Annotated in this window: 11 protein-coding genes; 7 read left to right on the top strand and 4 right to left on the bottom strand. The window is 34.8% G+C overall.

The features are described 5' to 3' along the window. Positions 1-130: 130 nt before the first annotated feature. A complete protein-coding gene (locus ABID42_RS15665; protein ID WP_367284461.1) occupies positions 131-1,738 on the bottom strand; it encodes a SusD/RagB family nutrient-binding outer membrane lipoprotein in 1,608 nt (535 codons plus the stop codon). A 16-nt stretch (positions 1,739-1,754) separates the two neighbouring features. After that, positions 1,755-4,841, bottom strand: a complete 3,087-nt coding sequence (locus ABID42_RS15660) for a SusC/RagA family TonB-linked outer membrane protein (protein WP_367284460.1) — start codon at positions 4,839-4,841, stop codon at positions 1,755-1,757. Positions 4,842-5,494: 653 nt separating this feature from the next. Here ABID42_RS15660 and ABID42_RS15655 point away from each other — a divergent pair. Together ABID42_RS15655 and ABID42_RS15650 are read left to right on the top strand one after the other, a co-directional pair. Beyond that, on the top strand, positions 5,495-6,727 hold the full coding sequence (locus ABID42_RS15655; protein ID WP_367284459.1) for an ROK family protein: 1,233 nt from the start codon (positions 5,495-5,497) through the stop codon (positions 6,725-6,727). Between the two features lie 262 nt (positions 6,728-6,989). Continuing rightward, complete coding sequence (locus ABID42_RS15650) at positions 6,990-7,535, top strand: hypothetical protein (RefSeq protein WP_323256247.1); 546 nt, start codon at positions 6,990-6,992, stop codon at positions 7,533-7,535. A 76-nt stretch (positions 7,536-7,611) separates the two neighbouring features. Here ABID42_RS15650 and ABID42_RS15645 read toward each other — a convergent pair whose 3' ends face one another. Beyond that, positions 7,612-8,484, bottom strand: coding sequence for an AraC family transcriptional regulator (locus tag ABID42_RS15645; RefSeq protein WP_367284458.1), 873 nt, complete (start codon positions 8,482-8,484; stop codon positions 7,612-7,614). Between the two features lie 122 nt (positions 8,485-8,606). On the opposite strand from ABID42_RS15645, the gene ABID42_RS15640 reads away from it, so the two are divergent. The 3 genes from ABID42_RS15640 to ABID42_RS15630 all read left to right on the top strand — a co-directional run bounded on the left by ABID42_RS15640 (position 8,607) and on the right by ABID42_RS15630 (position 12,364). Continuing rightward, positions 8,607-9,746 (top strand): MFS transporter, encoded by a 1,140-nt coding sequence (locus ABID42_RS15640; protein WP_367284457.1) that lies wholly within the window; start codon positions 8,607-8,609, stop codon positions 9,744-9,746. A 220-nt stretch (positions 9,747-9,966) separates the two neighbouring features. After that, on the top strand, positions 9,967-10,434 hold the full coding sequence (locus tag ABID42_RS15635; protein ID WP_323256251.1) for a MarR family winged helix-turn-helix transcriptional regulator: 468 nt from the start codon (positions 9,967-9,969) through the stop codon (positions 10,432-10,434). 130 nt (positions 10,435-10,564) lie between these two features. Beyond that, positions 10,565-12,364, top strand: coding sequence for an acyl-CoA dehydrogenase FadE (locus tag ABID42_RS15630; protein WP_367284456.1), 1,800 nt, complete (start codon positions 10,565-10,567; stop codon positions 12,362-12,364). Between the two features lie 69 nt (positions 12,365-12,433). On the opposite strand, the gene ABID42_RS15625 is transcribed toward ABID42_RS15630, so the two are convergent. Beyond that, positions 12,434-15,139 (bottom strand): TonB-dependent receptor, encoded by a 2,706-nt coding sequence (locus ABID42_RS15625; RefSeq protein WP_367284455.1) that lies wholly within the window; start codon positions 15,137-15,139, stop codon positions 12,434-12,436. Between the two features lie 363 nt (positions 15,140-15,502). Between ABID42_RS15625 and ABID42_RS15620 the strand changes: the two genes are divergently transcribed. Next, a complete protein-coding gene (locus ABID42_RS15620; protein WP_323256257.1) occupies positions 15,503-16,498 on the top strand; it encodes an alpha-E domain-containing protein in 996 nt (331 codons plus the stop codon). Positions 16,499-16,688: 190 nt separating this feature from the next. After that, on the top strand, positions 16,689-17,423 hold the full coding sequence (locus tag ABID42_RS15615; RefSeq protein ID WP_184130190.1) for a proteasome-type protease: 735 nt from the start codon (positions 16,689-16,691) through the stop codon (positions 17,421-17,423). The last annotated feature ends 149 nt before the right edge of the window (positions 17,424-17,572 follow it).

The raw sequence follows: 17,572 nt of genomic DNA, 5'->3' as shown, positions 1-17,572 counted from the left end.
AATTAGTCGAAGTTGAGAAAAAATAGGATATTATGCTAACCTGAATTCTAAATCTTTTGAATAATAGTAAAGTCTTTTCCAATTAAAAGAGCAAGGTAAAAATACCTTGCTCTTTAGAATTAGCGGTTTATTACTTATCCCACCAGATTCTTGAAGTGAAAGTGTCACCACCAGCTAAACGACTAACAGCTGCTGCATAATTAGTAGGGTTAGTAGATGCTTCTTCAACTTTGTAAGGAATTCTTCTTGGAATTGTTCCGTTCGAGAAGTTGTTAGCATAAACTACTGGCGTTAAAACTGGGTAGCCAGAGCGTCTCCAGTTAGTCCAAGTTTCGATAAAATTAAATGTAATTGAAGTAGTTACCCAAATTTGCTCATTGATTTGTTTCAATGAAGCAGCTACAGAACTAACATTCAAAGGATTCGCAGTCAAGTAAGTTGGGATAGCTGCTACTGCAGTTTTAATAGCTGCATCCGAAGAAGCTGCAGTATTAAATTGAGCTAAAGAAGCTGTTGCTGCTAATACACCATTATTATAGTGTTCAGAAGCTGACGTTGCACCCACATTCCATCCTCTTACTTTTGCTTCAGCTAATAATAATTCTGTTTCAGCATAAGTCAATACGAAGTTTACACCACTACGATCTAAGAAAATCGCTGTTCTTGGACGAGAGTATTTACCAACACCAGCCACATCACTACCAGTACCAGAAGCACCAGGATGTAAAGGGTGTTTAGAAATATCTGTAGCACCACCGTTTAAGTCATAACCGTTTGGTAAACCAATTTGAACTGAAGGAGTGTTATCACCAGCTAAATCTTGGTTAGAGTTATTTGCATAACCTGGTAGAGAAACCTCTGCAATAGCAGATAATCTTGGATCAGCTGTTACTTTCAAATAATCGATAAAAGTTTTGCTCCAACGCACTTCACGATAATCATCAGGTACTCTTAATGCACCTGTTGTGTTATTTCCTTGTGTACTATTGTCGGTCAGTACTTTTGCATTGTCAGCAATTGAAGTAAATACTCCACCAGCTACAGCTTTCTCAGCCCAAGTTTTAGCACTAGCTTCATCCACTTTAGTCATACGCATTGCTAAACGAAGCATCAATGAATAACCAAACTTCTTCCACTTAGCTACGTCTCCATTGTATATCAAGTCTGTTGTAGGACCAGCTTTATTAACATCTAAGTTTTTAAGAGCCGTTTCCAATTCTGTCAACATTCCTGTATAAATAGATTGTTGCGTATCATATTTAGGAAGTGTGATTGCTTCTTTCGCTCTCAAAGCTTCTGTATATGGTACATCTCCGTAACAATCTGTAATATGTGCAATGTTGATTACTTTCATAATTGCACCGATATTATACAAATTAGATAATGCTGGTTTATCTTTTGTAAGATTTTGCATTTCAACTGCTAATGAAGCAGAACGATAGTCTTCACCAAAAATTCTACCTTGGTAAGCCAAGAAACTTCCTGATGCTAGATACTTATCGCCATTTCCGTAGTAAGAGAACGTAGAAGCAAGCGACTGCGTCCACATACTTTGATATAGCAATTGAGAATACCCCGTGTTTCCGTACTCATATTGAGATTGCGACAAAAGGTAATTAGGGTTAAAAACCTCTGCACTTGTTGCATTGGGGTCAGTATTAATCTTTTCAAAATCAGAAGTACATCCAATTTGAAAAAGTAATGCTGTTAGTCCGATATATACTAATACTTTTTTCATATTATTAGAATGTTGTTTAGAATTTAATGTTTAAGTTAAATCCATAAGTTCTTGCAGCTGGCAAACTGTTTCCTTCAATACCTGCATAGCCGATAAGAGAAGAGAATCCTGCTTCTGGATCGATATTATCCGTGTATTTCAATAACGTTAAAAGGTTACGTCCTACTAATGAAATTCCTACTGATTGGAAAGGTAAGAAACCTAATTGCTTTTTAGTAAGCGTATAACCAAATGTAACTTGACGTAACTTGATAAAATCTCCGTCTAAAACGTTAAGTCCAGAAATTCTTCTAGCTAAGTTTTGGTAGTAAGTTTGTGCTGGAACGTTGATAGTATTTGTTGCACCACTTTCAGTTACACCTACTGCTACAACACCGCCTTCACGACCTTCTAAAGTCATTTGGTTTAAACCTCTGAAGATTGAGTAGTAGTTAGTTGCTGATAATACTTTGTTTCCAAATTTATAGTCAATCAAGAATGCGAAGTTGAAACCTTTGTAAGAGAATTCGTTATTAAAACCTCCATAAACTTTAGGTAAAACAGAACCCATTGGCGTTCTTGTAGCTGCTTGTTTTGGTACACCTGTAGCATCAACAACAATGTTTCCTTTTGCATCTCTTACGTAGTCGTAAGCCATAATTTGTGGACCAGACATACCTTTTACTAAAGCAGTTCCTGCATTTAATGGACGGTAAGTACCAAGACCTAACTGTTCTGAAGTAGCACCAGTACCAGAAATATCAACAATTTTGTTTGAAATTGTAGTTACGTTCAAAGATGTTTTCCAGCTAAAGTCAGTAGTTTGAATTGGCGTACCGCTCAACATTAATTCTATACCAGAGTTTTGAGTTGAACCCGTTCCGATATATTGACCAGTGTAACCTGTTGCATCAGAAAGAGAACCATTGATGATTTCATTTTTCGTTTTACGATTGAAATATGAAAGGTCAACACCCAATCTGTTTTGGAAGAATTTCAATTCTGTACCAAATTCATATTCAGACAAAGTGTATGGTTTTAAGAACAAGTTTGGAAGTGTTGAGCTGAATGAACCTGTAGTGATACCTTGAATTGCTGAACCAACACTGTAGTATTGAGAAGTACTATATGGATTAGCTGGTTCTCCAGATACAACTGCATAAGATGCACGAATTTTACCATAACTTAAGCTTGGAATTTTCACGATGTCAGTAATATCAGAACTCAATGAAACTGATGGAGTGAAAATGCCATAATTACCTACTGGTAATGTTGAGAAAGCATCATAACGACCAGTTGTTGATAAAGTGAAGATTTTCTTGAATGCGAAATCTACTGAATAATAAGCTGATTGTGTTTCTTTCTCGTTATAGCTATATGATCTGTTAAATGAAAGTACGTTGTTCGGGCTGTAGAAGAAAGGAATTACGAATGGACCACCACCAATAGAAATTTTATCGTATTTATTTTTTCTTAAAGCAGCACCTACCATTACATCAATACTGAAATCTTCGTTGATATCTTTTGAAGCTGATAAGAAAGCATCAGCGTTCAATTCAGAAGTAGTAGCTTTTGATAATTCATCAAAACCACCTTTCAAGCCATTTGAATAAGCTGTACCTGTTGGAGTAATTTTGTTGATTCCATCATTCATGTAATCATAACCTAATCTTACTTGACCGTTCAACCATTTAGTAAATTCATATTTAGCTGAAAGAGAAGAAATCAAACGCTTTCTAGTAACATCATTATTATATCTATTCACAACAAACCAAGGGTTTGTTACATAGATATCATCGTTATATTGAATTTCAGCACCCAATGGAGAATTCACATCGTATCCTGGTTGAAGTGCTAGTTGATTTACACTTGTTGCTAAATATTGAATGTTGTTGGCATTTAAAGGACCATCACTTAATTGTGGTTTGTTATCTGCTTTTTCATCAATATAATTAACCATTAAGTTTACAGTCAGTTTTTCTCCCATTTTTTGAGAACCAGTAAAGTTCACAGTTTTACGGTCTAAACCACTGTTTCTTAAGATAGATTTGTTATCTAAATTAGCAATTGACAAACGGAAAGCTCCTTGGTCATTTGCATTAGAAATTGAAAGAGAGTTAGTAACTGAAGCTCCAGTTCTATAGAAATTCTTAATATTATCTTTTACAGCTGAGTATGGGTACATTTTACCATCAAATTGGATAGTAGAAGCACCATCTAATTTTTCACCCCAGCTCAACATACCACTGTTTAATGCACTAGTAACAGATGAAGGACGTACCCCATTCATACCTTGTCCATAAACATATTGGAAGTCTGTATTATTCATCGCTTGATCTGCAACCATGTTTAAGTTGTAGTCAACAGACATTTTACCTTTTTTACCAGTTTTAGTAGTAATTTGGATAACACCATTTGCTGCTCTAGCACCATAAAGTGCAGATGCTGAAGCACCTTTCAATACTGTCATGTCTTCAATATCATCAGGGTTGATGTTTGAAATACCATCACCTTGGTCAGCACCACCCCATTCACCAGCAGCACCTCTTTGAGTATTGTCCATTGGAACACCGTTGATAACAATCAAAGGAGACGAAGCTGTAAAACTTGCCATACCTCTTAATAAAATACGAGCCGATGAACCTGGTCCACCACTTGTACCCGAGATATTCAAACCAGCTACACGACCAGCTAATGAATAAGCTACGTTAGTTTCACGAGCTTGAGTCATTACACCACCATCAATTTTAGTTACTGCGTAACCAATTTTTCTCGCTTCTTTAGATACACCTAAAGCAGTAACGACTACTTCGTCTAAAGATTGATTATCTGCATCTAATGTAACATCAATTACTGATGCATCACCTACTGGAATTTGTTTAGGGACAAATCCTACTGAACTAAATACTAATGTTGCACCTTTAGTAGCACCAATTGAATAGCTACCTGTAGCATCAGTGGTGGTTCCTTTTGTAGTACCCTTAATCTGGATACTAACCCCTGATAGGCCAACCTTATTACTGTCGGTTACTTTACCTTTTATCGCTTGCGCAAAAAGTTGCGAGCTTGAAAAGAGTAGTAATGCAGTAATTAACATTGTAAAATTACTTTTGCATGCTTTCATTTTTTTTAAGATTACAGTGAAAAATAGACTTTTTTAATAAACATGACCTTGGCCAAAATACTTAACAGATGGCTTCAGGGCGGGACTTGGGTTTTCGTGTACATGACTATATTATTAATTAATTTGACATTCAATTGATTATTTCAGTTGCACAGCCCACCTCTATTTTTTTATATTACAAGCAAATTTATTTAATATTATTCATCAAAATAAGACTATTTCTTAAATTAAATTTACATATATTTAACATATAATAATTTTATTTAAAATATCTCATTTCCTCTTTTTGATTAAAAAGTTAATAAATATAAGAAAATACTGTAAGTGTTGACCAAAATTATTAAAAAATCTAAAAAAAAATGCAAAATTTTCTTTAAAACGGAAATATATTACCCATTTTGAGAAAAATTTAAACCTACACCATATTTTTACAAAATATTAATTAGTAAAAAATATTAAAAATTAAAGAACGAATTATTTACATTCCTGACAACTCGGTTGTAAGGAAATTTATTTTTTTGTTCTTTTGTAATGAAACCATTTTAACTATCGCTTTTTAGCTCAGTAAAGAAGCCTTTCTAGGAAGATTTACAGGGTTGATTATGCTCAAAATTGATAACCTTATTTTTCACATAAACTCCATTGATTAAAACATGTCTTTCACTTCCATAGAACCTTCTGAATTAGAAGTATTTGATAAAGAATCGATTGTCGATAAGAAGAAAAATAGTTTAAGACGTAAAATATTACAAGACTTATACTTTAATGGCAATAAAACCATCGCTCAATTAACTAAAGAGATACACTCTAGTGTGCCTTCGGTTACGGCTTTATTAGAGGAGTTGATGGATGAGCACTGGATTATTGAAATTGGTCCTGCCGAAGCACAATTTGGTAGAAAGCCTATCCTATATTCATTGAATCCCAAGAATCGATATACTATTATATTGGATATTGCTGTGCATCGTTCCAAGGCTGCCATCCTCAACTTGCAAAATCAAGTGCTCTTTGAAGAAGATTTGCATTTTTGTTTAGAGGACAGTCCGCTTATTTTAAATAAAATTGCTGCTTCAATCAACGAAATTGTAGCGAAGTACGGCATTGGTCTTAGTGAACTTATCGGAATTGGGATTTCGATGCCGGGCTTAATTAATCCAAGAAGTGGTTTTAATTATACTTACAGAAGAGTAAATCCTGAAACGCAGTCAATGGTTGAATGGCTTGAAAATAGTTTTTCATTACCTTTTTATCTTATTAATGATACTCAAGCCACTATAATTGGTGAAAATCAATTTGGCTTGGCTAAAGGAATGCAAAATGTTTTCTCTGTTAATATGGACTGGGGTGGCGTTGGTTTAGGAATTGTATTAAATGGAAAGGTATTTCAAGGTTCAAATGGTTTCGCTGGTGAACTTGGGCATATTCAAGTAAAAGAAAACGGAGAACTTTGCCATTGTGGAAAAGTAGGTTGCTTGGATACCCTTACTTCGGCGGCTTCCTTAATACGTAGAATTAAAGAATGTCTGAAAGAAGGGAAAGTCTCTAAATTAGCAAAAACAAATCTTGAAGAAATTGATATAGAATTCGTCATCAAAGTTGCCAACGGTGGCGATGCCTTAGCAATTGATTTACTTTACGATATTGGTAAAGAAATGGGAAAAGGGCTTTCAATAGCAGTACATTTGTTTAATCCAGAAGCGATTGTTGTTAATGGAATTCTGGCTAAAGCAGGCAGATTTATCAGTAACCCAATCGAGCAAGCTATCAATAAATACTGTTTGGTAGATTTTAAAAGTAATTTAAGTATCGAGATTTCCACTTTGGGCGAGTCTGCCAGAATGCTTGGTACACAAGTATATCTAATCGAAAATATTATGGTTTCATAATCATACTCATTTATAAAGTTTAAGTATATCATGGTTTCTGTTGACTATGATATACTTAAATTACTTTTGTATTTGTACACCTTACTTCCATTCTGCTTATCCATTTTGAATTAATCCAATAAAATATCATCAAGTATCCTCTTAATTTCCTTCTTTTTCACCTGTAAATTATTTATCATGCTGATAATCACTGTAAATTTGGATTTTGATTAACTTTTTGAGTATTTTTATGGTCACGCCTCCAATCTAATTCGCCAGAGTAATGAAAAAGATTCTATTTATCATCTGTGTTATAACTTTAGCAAGCTGTCAAAAAAATGTTTATTTGACGGGTTCATTAATGCACCAACTTCAAGAAAATGAACTTGACCTCACTCGAATACAATTTTATAATGACAATCCGCTTTACCTAGAAAGGGAAGTACCTTCTTCAGATGCCAATATCAAATCTGGGAAAGTAGTTTTTAAAAATGGCAGATACATCAATAGAATTGCTTTGGAAAAAAATACTCCCGGTATTGTACAAACTGAAAATAATGGACATTTAATGATTGCTTTTGAGAAAAGTAATGAAGAAAGTTCGTTAAGATTTGGGCCAGTAGCGGGTGAAAAAGGAGAATACTTTTATCAATTGGTTGACAATAATGGTAGTCCTATGTTTTCTCGCATAGATTACGAAGGAAGTAAATACTTAGTAATCTACAAAAAACCAAGAGTACGCATTATGCTTTCAAGAAGTGTTTTTACCAATATGAAGGTAAAAGTAAGAAGAATGAAAGGGAATAAAATAAAGTCGCAGTATAAATAAATTTCAGATTATAACAATATTCATTGAAGAGTAAGCTCAAAAAGGCTTGCTCTTTTTATTTATATCACATTGGTATCTATCTTATAGAAGACCTCATCCAAATTTGTGGGCTAACTCCTTTTGCTTTCTTAAAGTATCTATTAAAGTAATTAATGTCCGCAAAACCACATTTCCATGCTGCTTCATTAATTTTGGTATCAGGGAAAGTATCTAGTATGGAACAGACCATTCCTAAACGATATTCATTGATATAAGTAGTAAATGTTTTTCCAGTTTCCTTCTTAAAAAAAGAGCAAAAGGCTGCGGGACTCATCGAGGCTATTGCTGCAATTTTTTCCAGAGAAATTTTTTCGCTATAGTTTTCCATGATGTATTTTACAATGGTCTGCATGCGCTTCATATTTTTGCTAATACCATTTGACACCTTGTTGGCGGGACCAATTATTAAAAAATCTTCTTGTTTACTTAATAAACTTATAAGTTTCATCAATGACGTCAGTCTGGTGATACTACCCTCATGTTGCATTTTTTTTAATATGATGATTATCTTTTCAGCTGTTTCACCCACTATCCTCACGCCATGTTGAATAGAGCGCAATCTGTTTACTAAAGAAATCCATTCACTAAAAAAAGCTAGCCCATTACTTAAAAACGAAGGATGAAACTGTACAAACAACACTTCTCTAGATCCATCAGGATTACAGGTCTGAGGATCGAACATCCAACAATGCGGCAAGTTTGGTGGGGCAAAAATAACCTCTCCTTCATTGAAAGATTCTACAAAATCACCCACCATACGGTAACCCGATCCTTTTTTAACATATAATATTTCAATTTCTGGATGAAAGTGCAGTGAAATTTCCTCCTTATAGTTCTTCTTTGAACAGACATAACGGTATGAAGCTTGAAAATCAGCATCTATTTGTTCAAATTTCACTTTATCGGTCATTGCGAAGCTTTTAAATTAGTAATAATACAAAAATAAGACAATAATTGAGTAATCTAGAACAATCTAAATGGCTATGATTTTGGTTCTTTTGCATCCTATTTTAAATACTTACTTTATTAAAAATGAAAAAAAACATATATGCTTTGTCGATGGGAGCATTTGCTTTTGGGATGGCGGAGTTCTTAATGATGAGTATCTTACCTGACGCAGCCGAAGGGTTAAATATTTCTATATCAAAAGCGGGGAATTTAATAGCTTTTTACGCTCTGGGAGTTTGTGCAGGAGCTCCCCTACTCATTACGATTACACGTAACTTAAAACTGCGTACAATCTTAGTAATATTACTGAGTATTTTTGTGCTAGGAAGCTTACTGACGGCTGCTAGTAATGTCTATCTACTAACTATCATTGGACGATTTGTTTCTGGTTTACCACATGGAGCTTTTTTTGGAGTAGCTGCCATTGTAGCCAACAAACTAGCTGACGATGGAAAAGGTACCTCGGCAGTAGCAACAGTAATGATGGGCATGACGGTTGCAAATTTACTGGGTGTACCCCTCGGAAACCTAATAGGTCACTATATTTCATGGCGAGTTCTTTTCCTTTTAAATGCAATTATTGGATTATTCTCTATTTATTTCATTTATCAATGGATTCCAGAGCTTCCTCCGCTACCCAAAACAAAGGTTTGGGAACAATTTAGGTTTTTAAGAAAACTAAATCCTTGGCTTATGATAATCGTTACTGTACTTATCAATACTGGAATCTTTGCGTGGTATAGCTATGTTAACCCTTTTATGACAGATGTAACCAAAATAGATGTGAAATTTATGCCATTATTGATGATTTTATCAGGAGGAAGCATGTGCATTGGTAATTATCTAGGCGGAAAACTTTCTGATAAATTTAGCCCTAAAACAACAACCATTTATATACAAATAGTACTAGCGTTGGCATTAGTTACCTTATACATGTGGGGTAACCAACCTATAGTTTCATTAACAATGTTGTGTATAGGAGCTTCTTGCTTTTTTGGACTTTCGGCACCAATTCAACAATTATTTTTTCTGAGTTCAAAAGGTGGTGAAATGATGGGAGGTGCTCTTGGACAACTTGCTTTCAACCTTGGTAATGCGATGGGTGCTATAGTAGGTGGAGCGGCTATTATAAAATACGGAAGAATGGAATACACCGCATTTGCAGGAATCTGGTTTCTAACTATGGGGATTATTGTATTCTATCTATTTAAACGTAGAAATTAAAAGCATATCATAAACATCAGCATTAATTTCTTGCCATTTTTCTATGAATTTATTTCATTGGAAAATGGCATTTTTATTAAATGTTTTTCATGATTATTTTAGTAGTATGCTTGCAGAACATTTTTTTCTTTACCATTTTTACCATATTATGCAAAGCATAACATTCAATTAAAATTTCCCTAATACTGTATCTTAAGTTTTTATAAACAATTCATCCAATATGAAAGCAGATAAAACCGTAGATTATCACATAAAATCAGGTTGGCATGCCATCAGTAGAATGTACAATTCTTTTGCTGCTCCATTCGACATGACAATGGCAATTGGTTATGTTTTATTAAACATTGATAAAAAAGGAACCCCTGCTACTAAAATAGCACCCGCTTTAGGCTTAGAACCTAGAAGCTTAACCAGAATGCTAAAATCTTTGGAAGACAAAAAATGGATTAGAAGAGAAACCGATGAAGAAGACCGAAGAGTAGTAAAGGTATATCTTACCGAAGAAGGCAAACGCAAAAGAGATAAAGCTCGTGAAGGCGTATTAATTTTCAACAATGCGATTTATGAAAAAATTGGTGCTGAAAAGTTAGAGATTTTCTTTGAAGTCATGGAAAAAATCAGCGAAGTTGTAGATATCGATACTGCTGGTTATAAAGCCGATAACATTGGCGAAGATGAGTTTATCTAAAGAAAAAATCTGGAATGAAATTATTTTAAATGTTATGCTTGCATAACATTTTTTTTATTGCTTATCTTTACATAAAATAGTACGTAAGCATCATATTTTAGGCTTTTATTCAGATTAAATTGATAAAGACATGACAATCACAGCTAATAAAGCTTCCATCAAGGGAGGCGAGTTTTTAATTAAAGACATCGACGCTTCGCAAATTTTCACTCCTGAAGATTTTACAGAAGAACAACAAATGATTGCCCAAACTTGCTTGGATTTCCTTCGTACAGAAGTACATCCACGTTTAGACGATATTGATTACGCCAAAAATACCGATTTGATGGTTGAACTAATGGATAAAGCTGGTGAGCTAGGTCTATTGGGAACGGCTATTCCAGAAGAATATGGTGGTTTTGGGATGAATTTCAATACTTCAATGTTGGTAGCTGAGGCTTGTGGTGGTGGGCATTCTTTTTCAGTAGCCTTGTCAGCACATACTGGTATTGGTACTTTGCCTATTTTGTATTATGGTAACGAAGAGCAAAAAACCAAATACTTGCCAAGATTAGCCACTGGCGAATGGAAAGCCGCTTATTGTTTAACTGAGCCAGATTCAGGTTCGGATGCAAATTCTGGAAAAACCAAAGCTGAATTATCGGAAGATGGTAAACATTATATCATCAACGGACAAAAAATGTGGATAACAAACGGTGGTTTTGCCGATTTATTTATTGTTTTCGCTAAAATTGATAACGATAAATCGTTAACGGCCTTTATTGTTGAAAAAGATTTTGGTGGTATTACGATGAATGAAGAAGAGCGAAAAATGGGTATCAAAGGTTCATCTACTCGTCAAATCTTCTTTAATGATTGTAAAGTACCTGTTGAGAATCAACTATATACTCGTGAAGGAGGCTTTAAGATTGCGGTAAATATTTTGAACATTGGTCGTATCAAATTAGCCTCTGCAGTTGTCGGTGCTTCTAAAGGGATTATTGGTAAAGCTGTTAATTATGCCAACGAACGCAAGCAATTTGGTACTTCAATCAGTAACTTCGGAGCAATCAAACATAAAATTGCCGAGATGAATGTAAAAGTATTTGCTTCAGAATCAGCTTGTTATCGTGCAGGTCAAAATATTGACGATGCCATTGAAGATTTATTAGCAAGTGGCGTAGAGTCATCTCAAGCAAAACTAAAAGGCGTTGAACAATTTGCCATAGAATGTGCCATGCTTAAAGTACATGGTTCAGAAGTATTGGATTTTATTGTTGATGAAGGTGTACAAATTTATGGTGGAATGGGCTTCTCAGCCGAAGCACCAATGGATAGAGCTTACAGAGATTCTAGAATTAACAGAATTTTTGAAGGTACTAACGAAATCAACCGTTTGCTTTCTGTAGGAACAGTTGTAAAACGTGCCATGAAAGGCGAAATCAACTTAATGCCTGCGGCGATGGAAGTTGGCAAAGAGATTATGTCGATACCTGATTTTAGTATTTCTGATGAAGAAGGTATTTTCATAGCAGAGAAAAAAGTAATCAAAAATATGAAAAAAGCCATTTTGATGGTGGCTGGTGCAGCATTACAAAAATTCATGATGAAGTTTGAACAAGAACAAGAAATCATTATGAATTTGGCTGACATGATGATAGAACTTTATATCGCAGAATCGACGCTACTAAGAGTTGAAAAATTAATATCAGTACGTGGCGAAGCAGCTTGTACTTTACAAAAAGATGCCGCATTAATCTATTTACACAGTGCCGTTGAGAAAACAAATAATGCAGGGAAATCTGCCATTACAAGTTTTGCCGAAGGCGATGAACTCCGTGTAATGCTAATGGGCTTAAAACGCTTTACAAAAATAGAACCGATGAATCTCAAAGAAGCCCGCAGAAGAATTGCTGAAGCATCTATTGAAAAAAATAGTTATGTTTTTTAGCAACATTACTTGATATACAAAGAGGTCTTTACTCGTCGAGTAAAGACCTCTTTTGTTATTTCTAAAGAATTAGAATTTAATATTCAAACTTGCGTTAAAAATAGTACCTAATTGGCTAAACTGAGAACCATCATAAGTAACTCTTGAATAACGTCCATTGAAAGTAATTAAATTATATTGTTCGTAATATTTTGCAGATGGTACGTTGTTGTTAGCATCGTAACGTGTTTTAACGCCTGTTTTAAGGTCAATAAAATCCCATTTTGGTAATACATTCAACACATTGTTGACGTTAAATGTAAAAGTAGTTTTTGATGAGAAAGGAATACTAATTGCTAAATCAGAAACGACTGCTGGAGTAAACTCCGTATCAGTATCAGCGTCTAAGCCATTTTGATGAAAACGAGTTTTTCCAAATAAAGTATTATTCAAATTGATATTAATGCCTTTGATTAAATAATCGAATCCAAGAATTACTTTGTATTTTGGACGAGATGAAAACAATAAAGCATCTTGTGTTCTATCAAAAATTGATTTGCCAGCATCAGCAATCAATTTTGGGTTGTTGATTGAAGTATATTTATTTTCGAAAGTATAATTACCTGCTAAATTGATTCCCAATTTTCCCATTCCTAATTCAATATTCTTCTGAGAAACTACAAAATCAAGCCCAGAAGTAGTTGTATTCAACGCATTTGCAAAGAAGCTTACTGCAACAATACCGTTTGATGTCAAAATATTATCTAAAGCCGTGTTTCCTGCATCTGTTCCTGCTATTTCAGAGCCTAAAACGATACGGTCTTTTACTTTGATATTGTAATAGTCTAACGTAACACTTAGGTTTTTCGTTGGATTCAAGCCTAAACCTACAGTAAAGTTGGTTGATTTTTCGGGAGTTAATTTTGGTACTCCTAAAGCAAAAGCTTGTGGACTTACATTATTTACAACACCTTTTGTTTGAATTCCTTGACCCGGCACAAAACTAGCTTGTGCTTGTTGTTGATAAATTTGGTGTAATAAAGGTGCACGGAAACCAGTAGAATAAGAACCACGCAATGTTACTTTATCACTAAATTTATAACGTGAACTAATTTTATAAACTGTCGCATCACCAAAATCGCTGTAGTGTTCAGAACGTAAAGTACCATTTACTAAAAATTCATCGGTAATATCATATCCTAAATCTACGTATCCACCAAAGTTAAAACGAGTATTCGTTCCTGCATTGTTCGGTGTAGTTCCCGGAAAAGAATCCGCACCAGAACCAACATAAGAAGAAGTATCTCCTACAAAAACAGTAAAGGTTTCTGCACGAAACTCTGAACCAAACGAAAGGCTCAACTTATCATTTACTTGTTTAGAAACATCAATATTTCCAACGTTGTGGCTAAACTCATATCCACCTGGTTTAAAATAAGTAGGCGAGCCTTTACCTAAACTTCTGTTTACAGAATTCGAAACAGTATATAATTGTTTGTTTCCACCCGTTGTAAAACTTAAATCTGTTTTCCAACCATTTGTTTCACTTTTAACGCCGATGGTTGCAGTGTAATCGTTCAAATCTCCTTGGAAAGTAGGTACATAACCCAAATAAGGTTGTCCTGCTGGGGTTAAAAGTCCATTGTCAGTTGGTCGCCAATACGGAGTACGATAATTCGCAAAACTGTTTACTCTTTTATACACATAAGCCGCCGTGTAATAAAATTCTGCTTTTTCGCCCACTGAATATCCACCATTCACTAGGAATTTTGCAGCCGTATTTTCTGGCTGACCATTGATGTTACCAGCATCAGGTTTAAGTGCCAAGAAACTCTTTACTTGTGCCAAGGGAGCATCAAAACCCAAGCTTGCATCAGCTTCAGCTTCGGCACTCACTGTACCCGGACGATTCGCCAAAGTTGTGCGACTAAAATCAATCGTGTAATTGATATATCCTTTTTCAAAATTTGAACCATTGTTCACCGAAAAACCAATGTGTTTTCCATCTCCTTTAGCAGTAACACCCATTGTAAGCGTAGCCGAACCATAATCAAATTTATCTTTCAAGATAATGTTCATTACACCTGCAATCGCATCAGAACCATATTGAGCAGATGCACCATCACGCAAAATCTCTACACGTTTAATCGCTTGTTGTGGAATCGCCGAAATATCAGCACCCGATTCCCCACGACCAGGAGAAGTCTGAATGTACATTAAAGCACTTGTGTTTTTACGTTTCCCATTAATCAAAATCAAGGTACGGCTTGGACCCATGTTTCTAATTTCATAAGGGTCAAGTAAAGAAGTAGCATCATTTACAGGAGTATTCACCGTGTTGAATGATGGTACTCGGTATTGAAGCGCTTTGTCGAAAGAAGTTTGTCCCGTAGTTTTCAAATCTGCCGCAGAAAGAATATCAATGGGAAGCGGCGTGTCGGTCATCGTTCTTTTAGAGTTTCGACTACCCGTTGAAATCACCACCTCTTCTAACTGATTACTAGCAACATCAAGCGAAACATTCAAAACACCAGTACCAACAGGTACATCTTTGGAAGCATAACCAATAAATGATACTGTTATGACAGACACCGAGACGGGTACTTTCAGCGTAAATTCTCCTAAGCTGTTAGTTACCGTTCCGATTGATGTTCCTTTAGCAACAACTGAAGCTCCGGCTAATACGGAACCATCCTTCGCATCTTTGACCTTTCCAGTCAGCGTTTTGTCTTGGGCATAGTTTAGCCCCCTAAATCCTAGCATCGCTAGAATTGTAAGTAGAAAAATTTTTTTCATGTGTTTTTTAGAAAAGATTAATATTAATTTGGTTATTTTAACTAAAAGCTAAATAACTATTTGCAATATAACATAAAAACGATATTTTCATATACCCTCTTTTTTTTATTTATGAAGTTTGAAAAAAGGAATAATTATTTTCTAAGGAAAAATATAACTAAAAAAAGAGCACAATATTGAAAACCATTTAAACTTGCTAAAATCCATCGGAAGGTGTTGATTAAATAGATTTTTCTTCTAATTTTATGAATACGTAATTTTCAAGAAAATGTCTATTTCAACTTCATTTGGTATCTTAAAACAGTCTTTGATGAAGTAAATCGTTTTTATAAATTTCCCATTAACGGATTAAACCCATAATGTATGCTTAGCAGAGTAGCAAATTCTATCTATTGGATGAATCGGTACATCGAACGTGCCGATAATTATGCCCGTTTTATTTCGGTAAACTTCAATTTAGCACTTGACTTACCTCCTGACGTACCTGAACAGTGGGAACCGCTGATTATTGCCACGGCTGATAATTATATCTTCCAAAAGCATTATGATGCGCCTACTCGTGAAAACGTATTGTATTTTATGGCTTTTGATGTAAAAAATCCAAACTCGATTTTATCCTGTTTGCTTGAAGCTCGTGAAAATGCAAGAACCATTCGTGAGAGTATCTCTCGTGAAATGTGGGAGTACGTCAACCAAATTTATTGGACAGTAAAAGATGCTGCTGCCGAAAGTAAGTCATGGGAATTGGCAAGATACCAAGGTTTTTTAGAGAATATCAAAACGGGTAGCCAATTGTTTTATGGTATTGTTGATTCAACCATTACCAGAGGCGAAGGTTGGCATTTTGGGCGTTTGGGCAGGTTGATAGAACGTGCTGATAAAACGACAAGATTCTTGGATGTAAAATACTTTACGCTTTTGCCAGAAATTGGTGCAGTAGGCTCTCCACTCGATTTGATGCTTTGGTCATCTGTATTAAAATCGGTGAGTGCTTACAATATGTTTCGTCAGCAGTATCAAGTAATGAATCCGACAGCAATTGTCGATTTTTTATTACTCGATAAAAAATTCCCACGTTCGGTAATGCACTGCATTCGTCAGGCAGAATTATCATTGTACGAAATATCAGGCACTGCTATCACAGCTTCATACTCAAATCCTGCTGAAAAAGCACTTAGTAAATTGCGTTCTGAAGTAGAATTCACTGAAATTAAAGATATTTTTGATACGGGTTTGCATCAATATCTTGACGAATTTCAACAAAAAAATAATGCTGTAGGCAAAGCAATCTATCAAACGTATTTTGATTTAAAACCAGTAATTGAAGAAGAAATACACTTAAATATGGTAGAACAATAAGTAGTTTTTTTACTTTTGTATGTTAGTTATTTTTACTTATAACTAGCCAACCACTATTTACAAAAACGCTGGAATCATTAGTTTTACATATACCTGATTTTGTACGATTAAACCTGCATTTTAACGCTTGGTAGTTGCTGTACAAAATAGAGATTAACTAATTGATTCAAACAAATTATCGACTGTGCAAATGACATACTGTTTAGGGATTAAAGTACGTGGAGGCATCGTGGCTATCGCTGACACTAGAATTACCGCTGGTACGGAGGTTTACTCCAACAAAAAGGTTTCTATCCACGAAGTAGGTAACCATTCTCTTTTTATCATGACGGCCGGTCTAAGATCAGTCCGTGATAAATCTATCATCTATTTTAACAGACTTACTGAAGAAAAAGGTTGCAAGTTTGACTATATGTACGAAGCTGTTAATGCCTTCGGTGATATGATTAGAAAAGTAGCCCAAGAAGATAAAGCAACACTAAAAGCAGAAGGTTATAATTTCAATTTGCATTCAATTGTGGGTGGACAAATGCCACATGATGATGAGCATAAATTGTTTTTGATTTTTCCTGAAGGTAATTGGATTGAGATTAACGAAGGTTTAAAGTACCAAATTATTGGTAACTCTAATTATGGAAAACCTTTGTTGAATCGTACTTTATCTTACGAAACTTCGTTAGAAGATGCCCTAAAATTAGGTTTTCTTTCGTTCGATGCTACGCAAGTAAGTGCAAGCGATGTTGATTATCCGATTGATGTGATTGTTTATCAAAAAGATAGTTTCAACGTTATTGAACATCGCCTGACTAAAGATGATATGAGCGAAGTAACTAAAAAGTGGAATGCTTTATTGAAAGATTCTGTCGATAATTTGCCTAATGAATGGCTACAAAATATTTTAGAAAAAAGCTGTGAAGTTCAATAAATGATAGCAGACTTGGTATGTTTTTCAATATATCAAGTCTGCTATTTTCGTTATCCATCATCTTCAAATTCATCATCTCCTTCTTCTAATTTCGGAATTTTATAATAACTGAACAGTATTATTTACTGAATCAGATTAATCAAGTATTT

This window comes from Arcicella rosea (assembly GCF_040543805.1).
GTDB classification, from domain to species: Bacteria; Bacteroidota; Bacteroidia; order Cytophagales; family Spirosomataceae; genus Arcicella; species Arcicella rosea.
The sequence above is the reverse complement of the archived record's forward strand: the minus strand, read 5'-3'. Positions and strand labels throughout refer to the sequence as shown.

Coding starts and splice junctions, on each gene's coding strand:
- ABID42_RS15665 (WP_367284461.1), bottom strand. CDS start 1,738: ATGAAAAAAGTATTAGTATATATCGGACTAACAGCATTACTTTTTCAA.
- ABID42_RS15660 (WP_367284460.1), bottom strand. CDS start 4,841: ATGAAAGCATGCAAAAGTAATTTTACAATGTTAATTACTGCATTACTA.
- ABID42_RS15655 (WP_367284459.1), top strand. CDS start 5,495: ATGTCTTTCACTTCCATAGAACCTTCTGAATTAGAAGTATTTGATAAA.
- ABID42_RS15650 (WP_323256247.1), top strand. CDS start 6,990: ATGAAAAAGATTCTATTTATCATCTGTGTTATAACTTTAGCAAGCTGT.
- ABID42_RS15645 (WP_367284458.1), bottom strand. CDS start 8,484: ATGACCGATAAAGTGAAATTTGAACAAATAGATGCTGATTTTCAAGCT.
- ABID42_RS15640 (WP_367284457.1), top strand. CDS start 8,607: ATGAAAAAAAACATATATGCTTTGTCGATGGGAGCATTTGCTTTTGGG.
- ABID42_RS15635 (WP_323256251.1), top strand. CDS start 9,967: ATGAAAGCAGATAAAACCGTAGATTATCACATAAAATCAGGTTGGCAT.
- ABID42_RS15630 (WP_367284456.1), top strand. CDS start 10,565: ATGACAATCACAGCTAATAAAGCTTCCATCAAGGGAGGCGAGTTTTTA.
- ABID42_RS15625 (WP_367284455.1), bottom strand. CDS start 15,139: ATGAAAAAAATTTTTCTACTTACAATTCTAGCGATGCTAGGATTTAGG.
- ABID42_RS15620 (WP_323256257.1), top strand. CDS start 15,503: ATGCTTAGCAGAGTAGCAAATTCTATCTATTGGATGAATCGGTACATC.
- ABID42_RS15615 (WP_184130190.1), top strand. CDS start 16,689: ATGACATACTGTTTAGGGATTAAAGTACGTGGAGGCATCGTGGCTATC.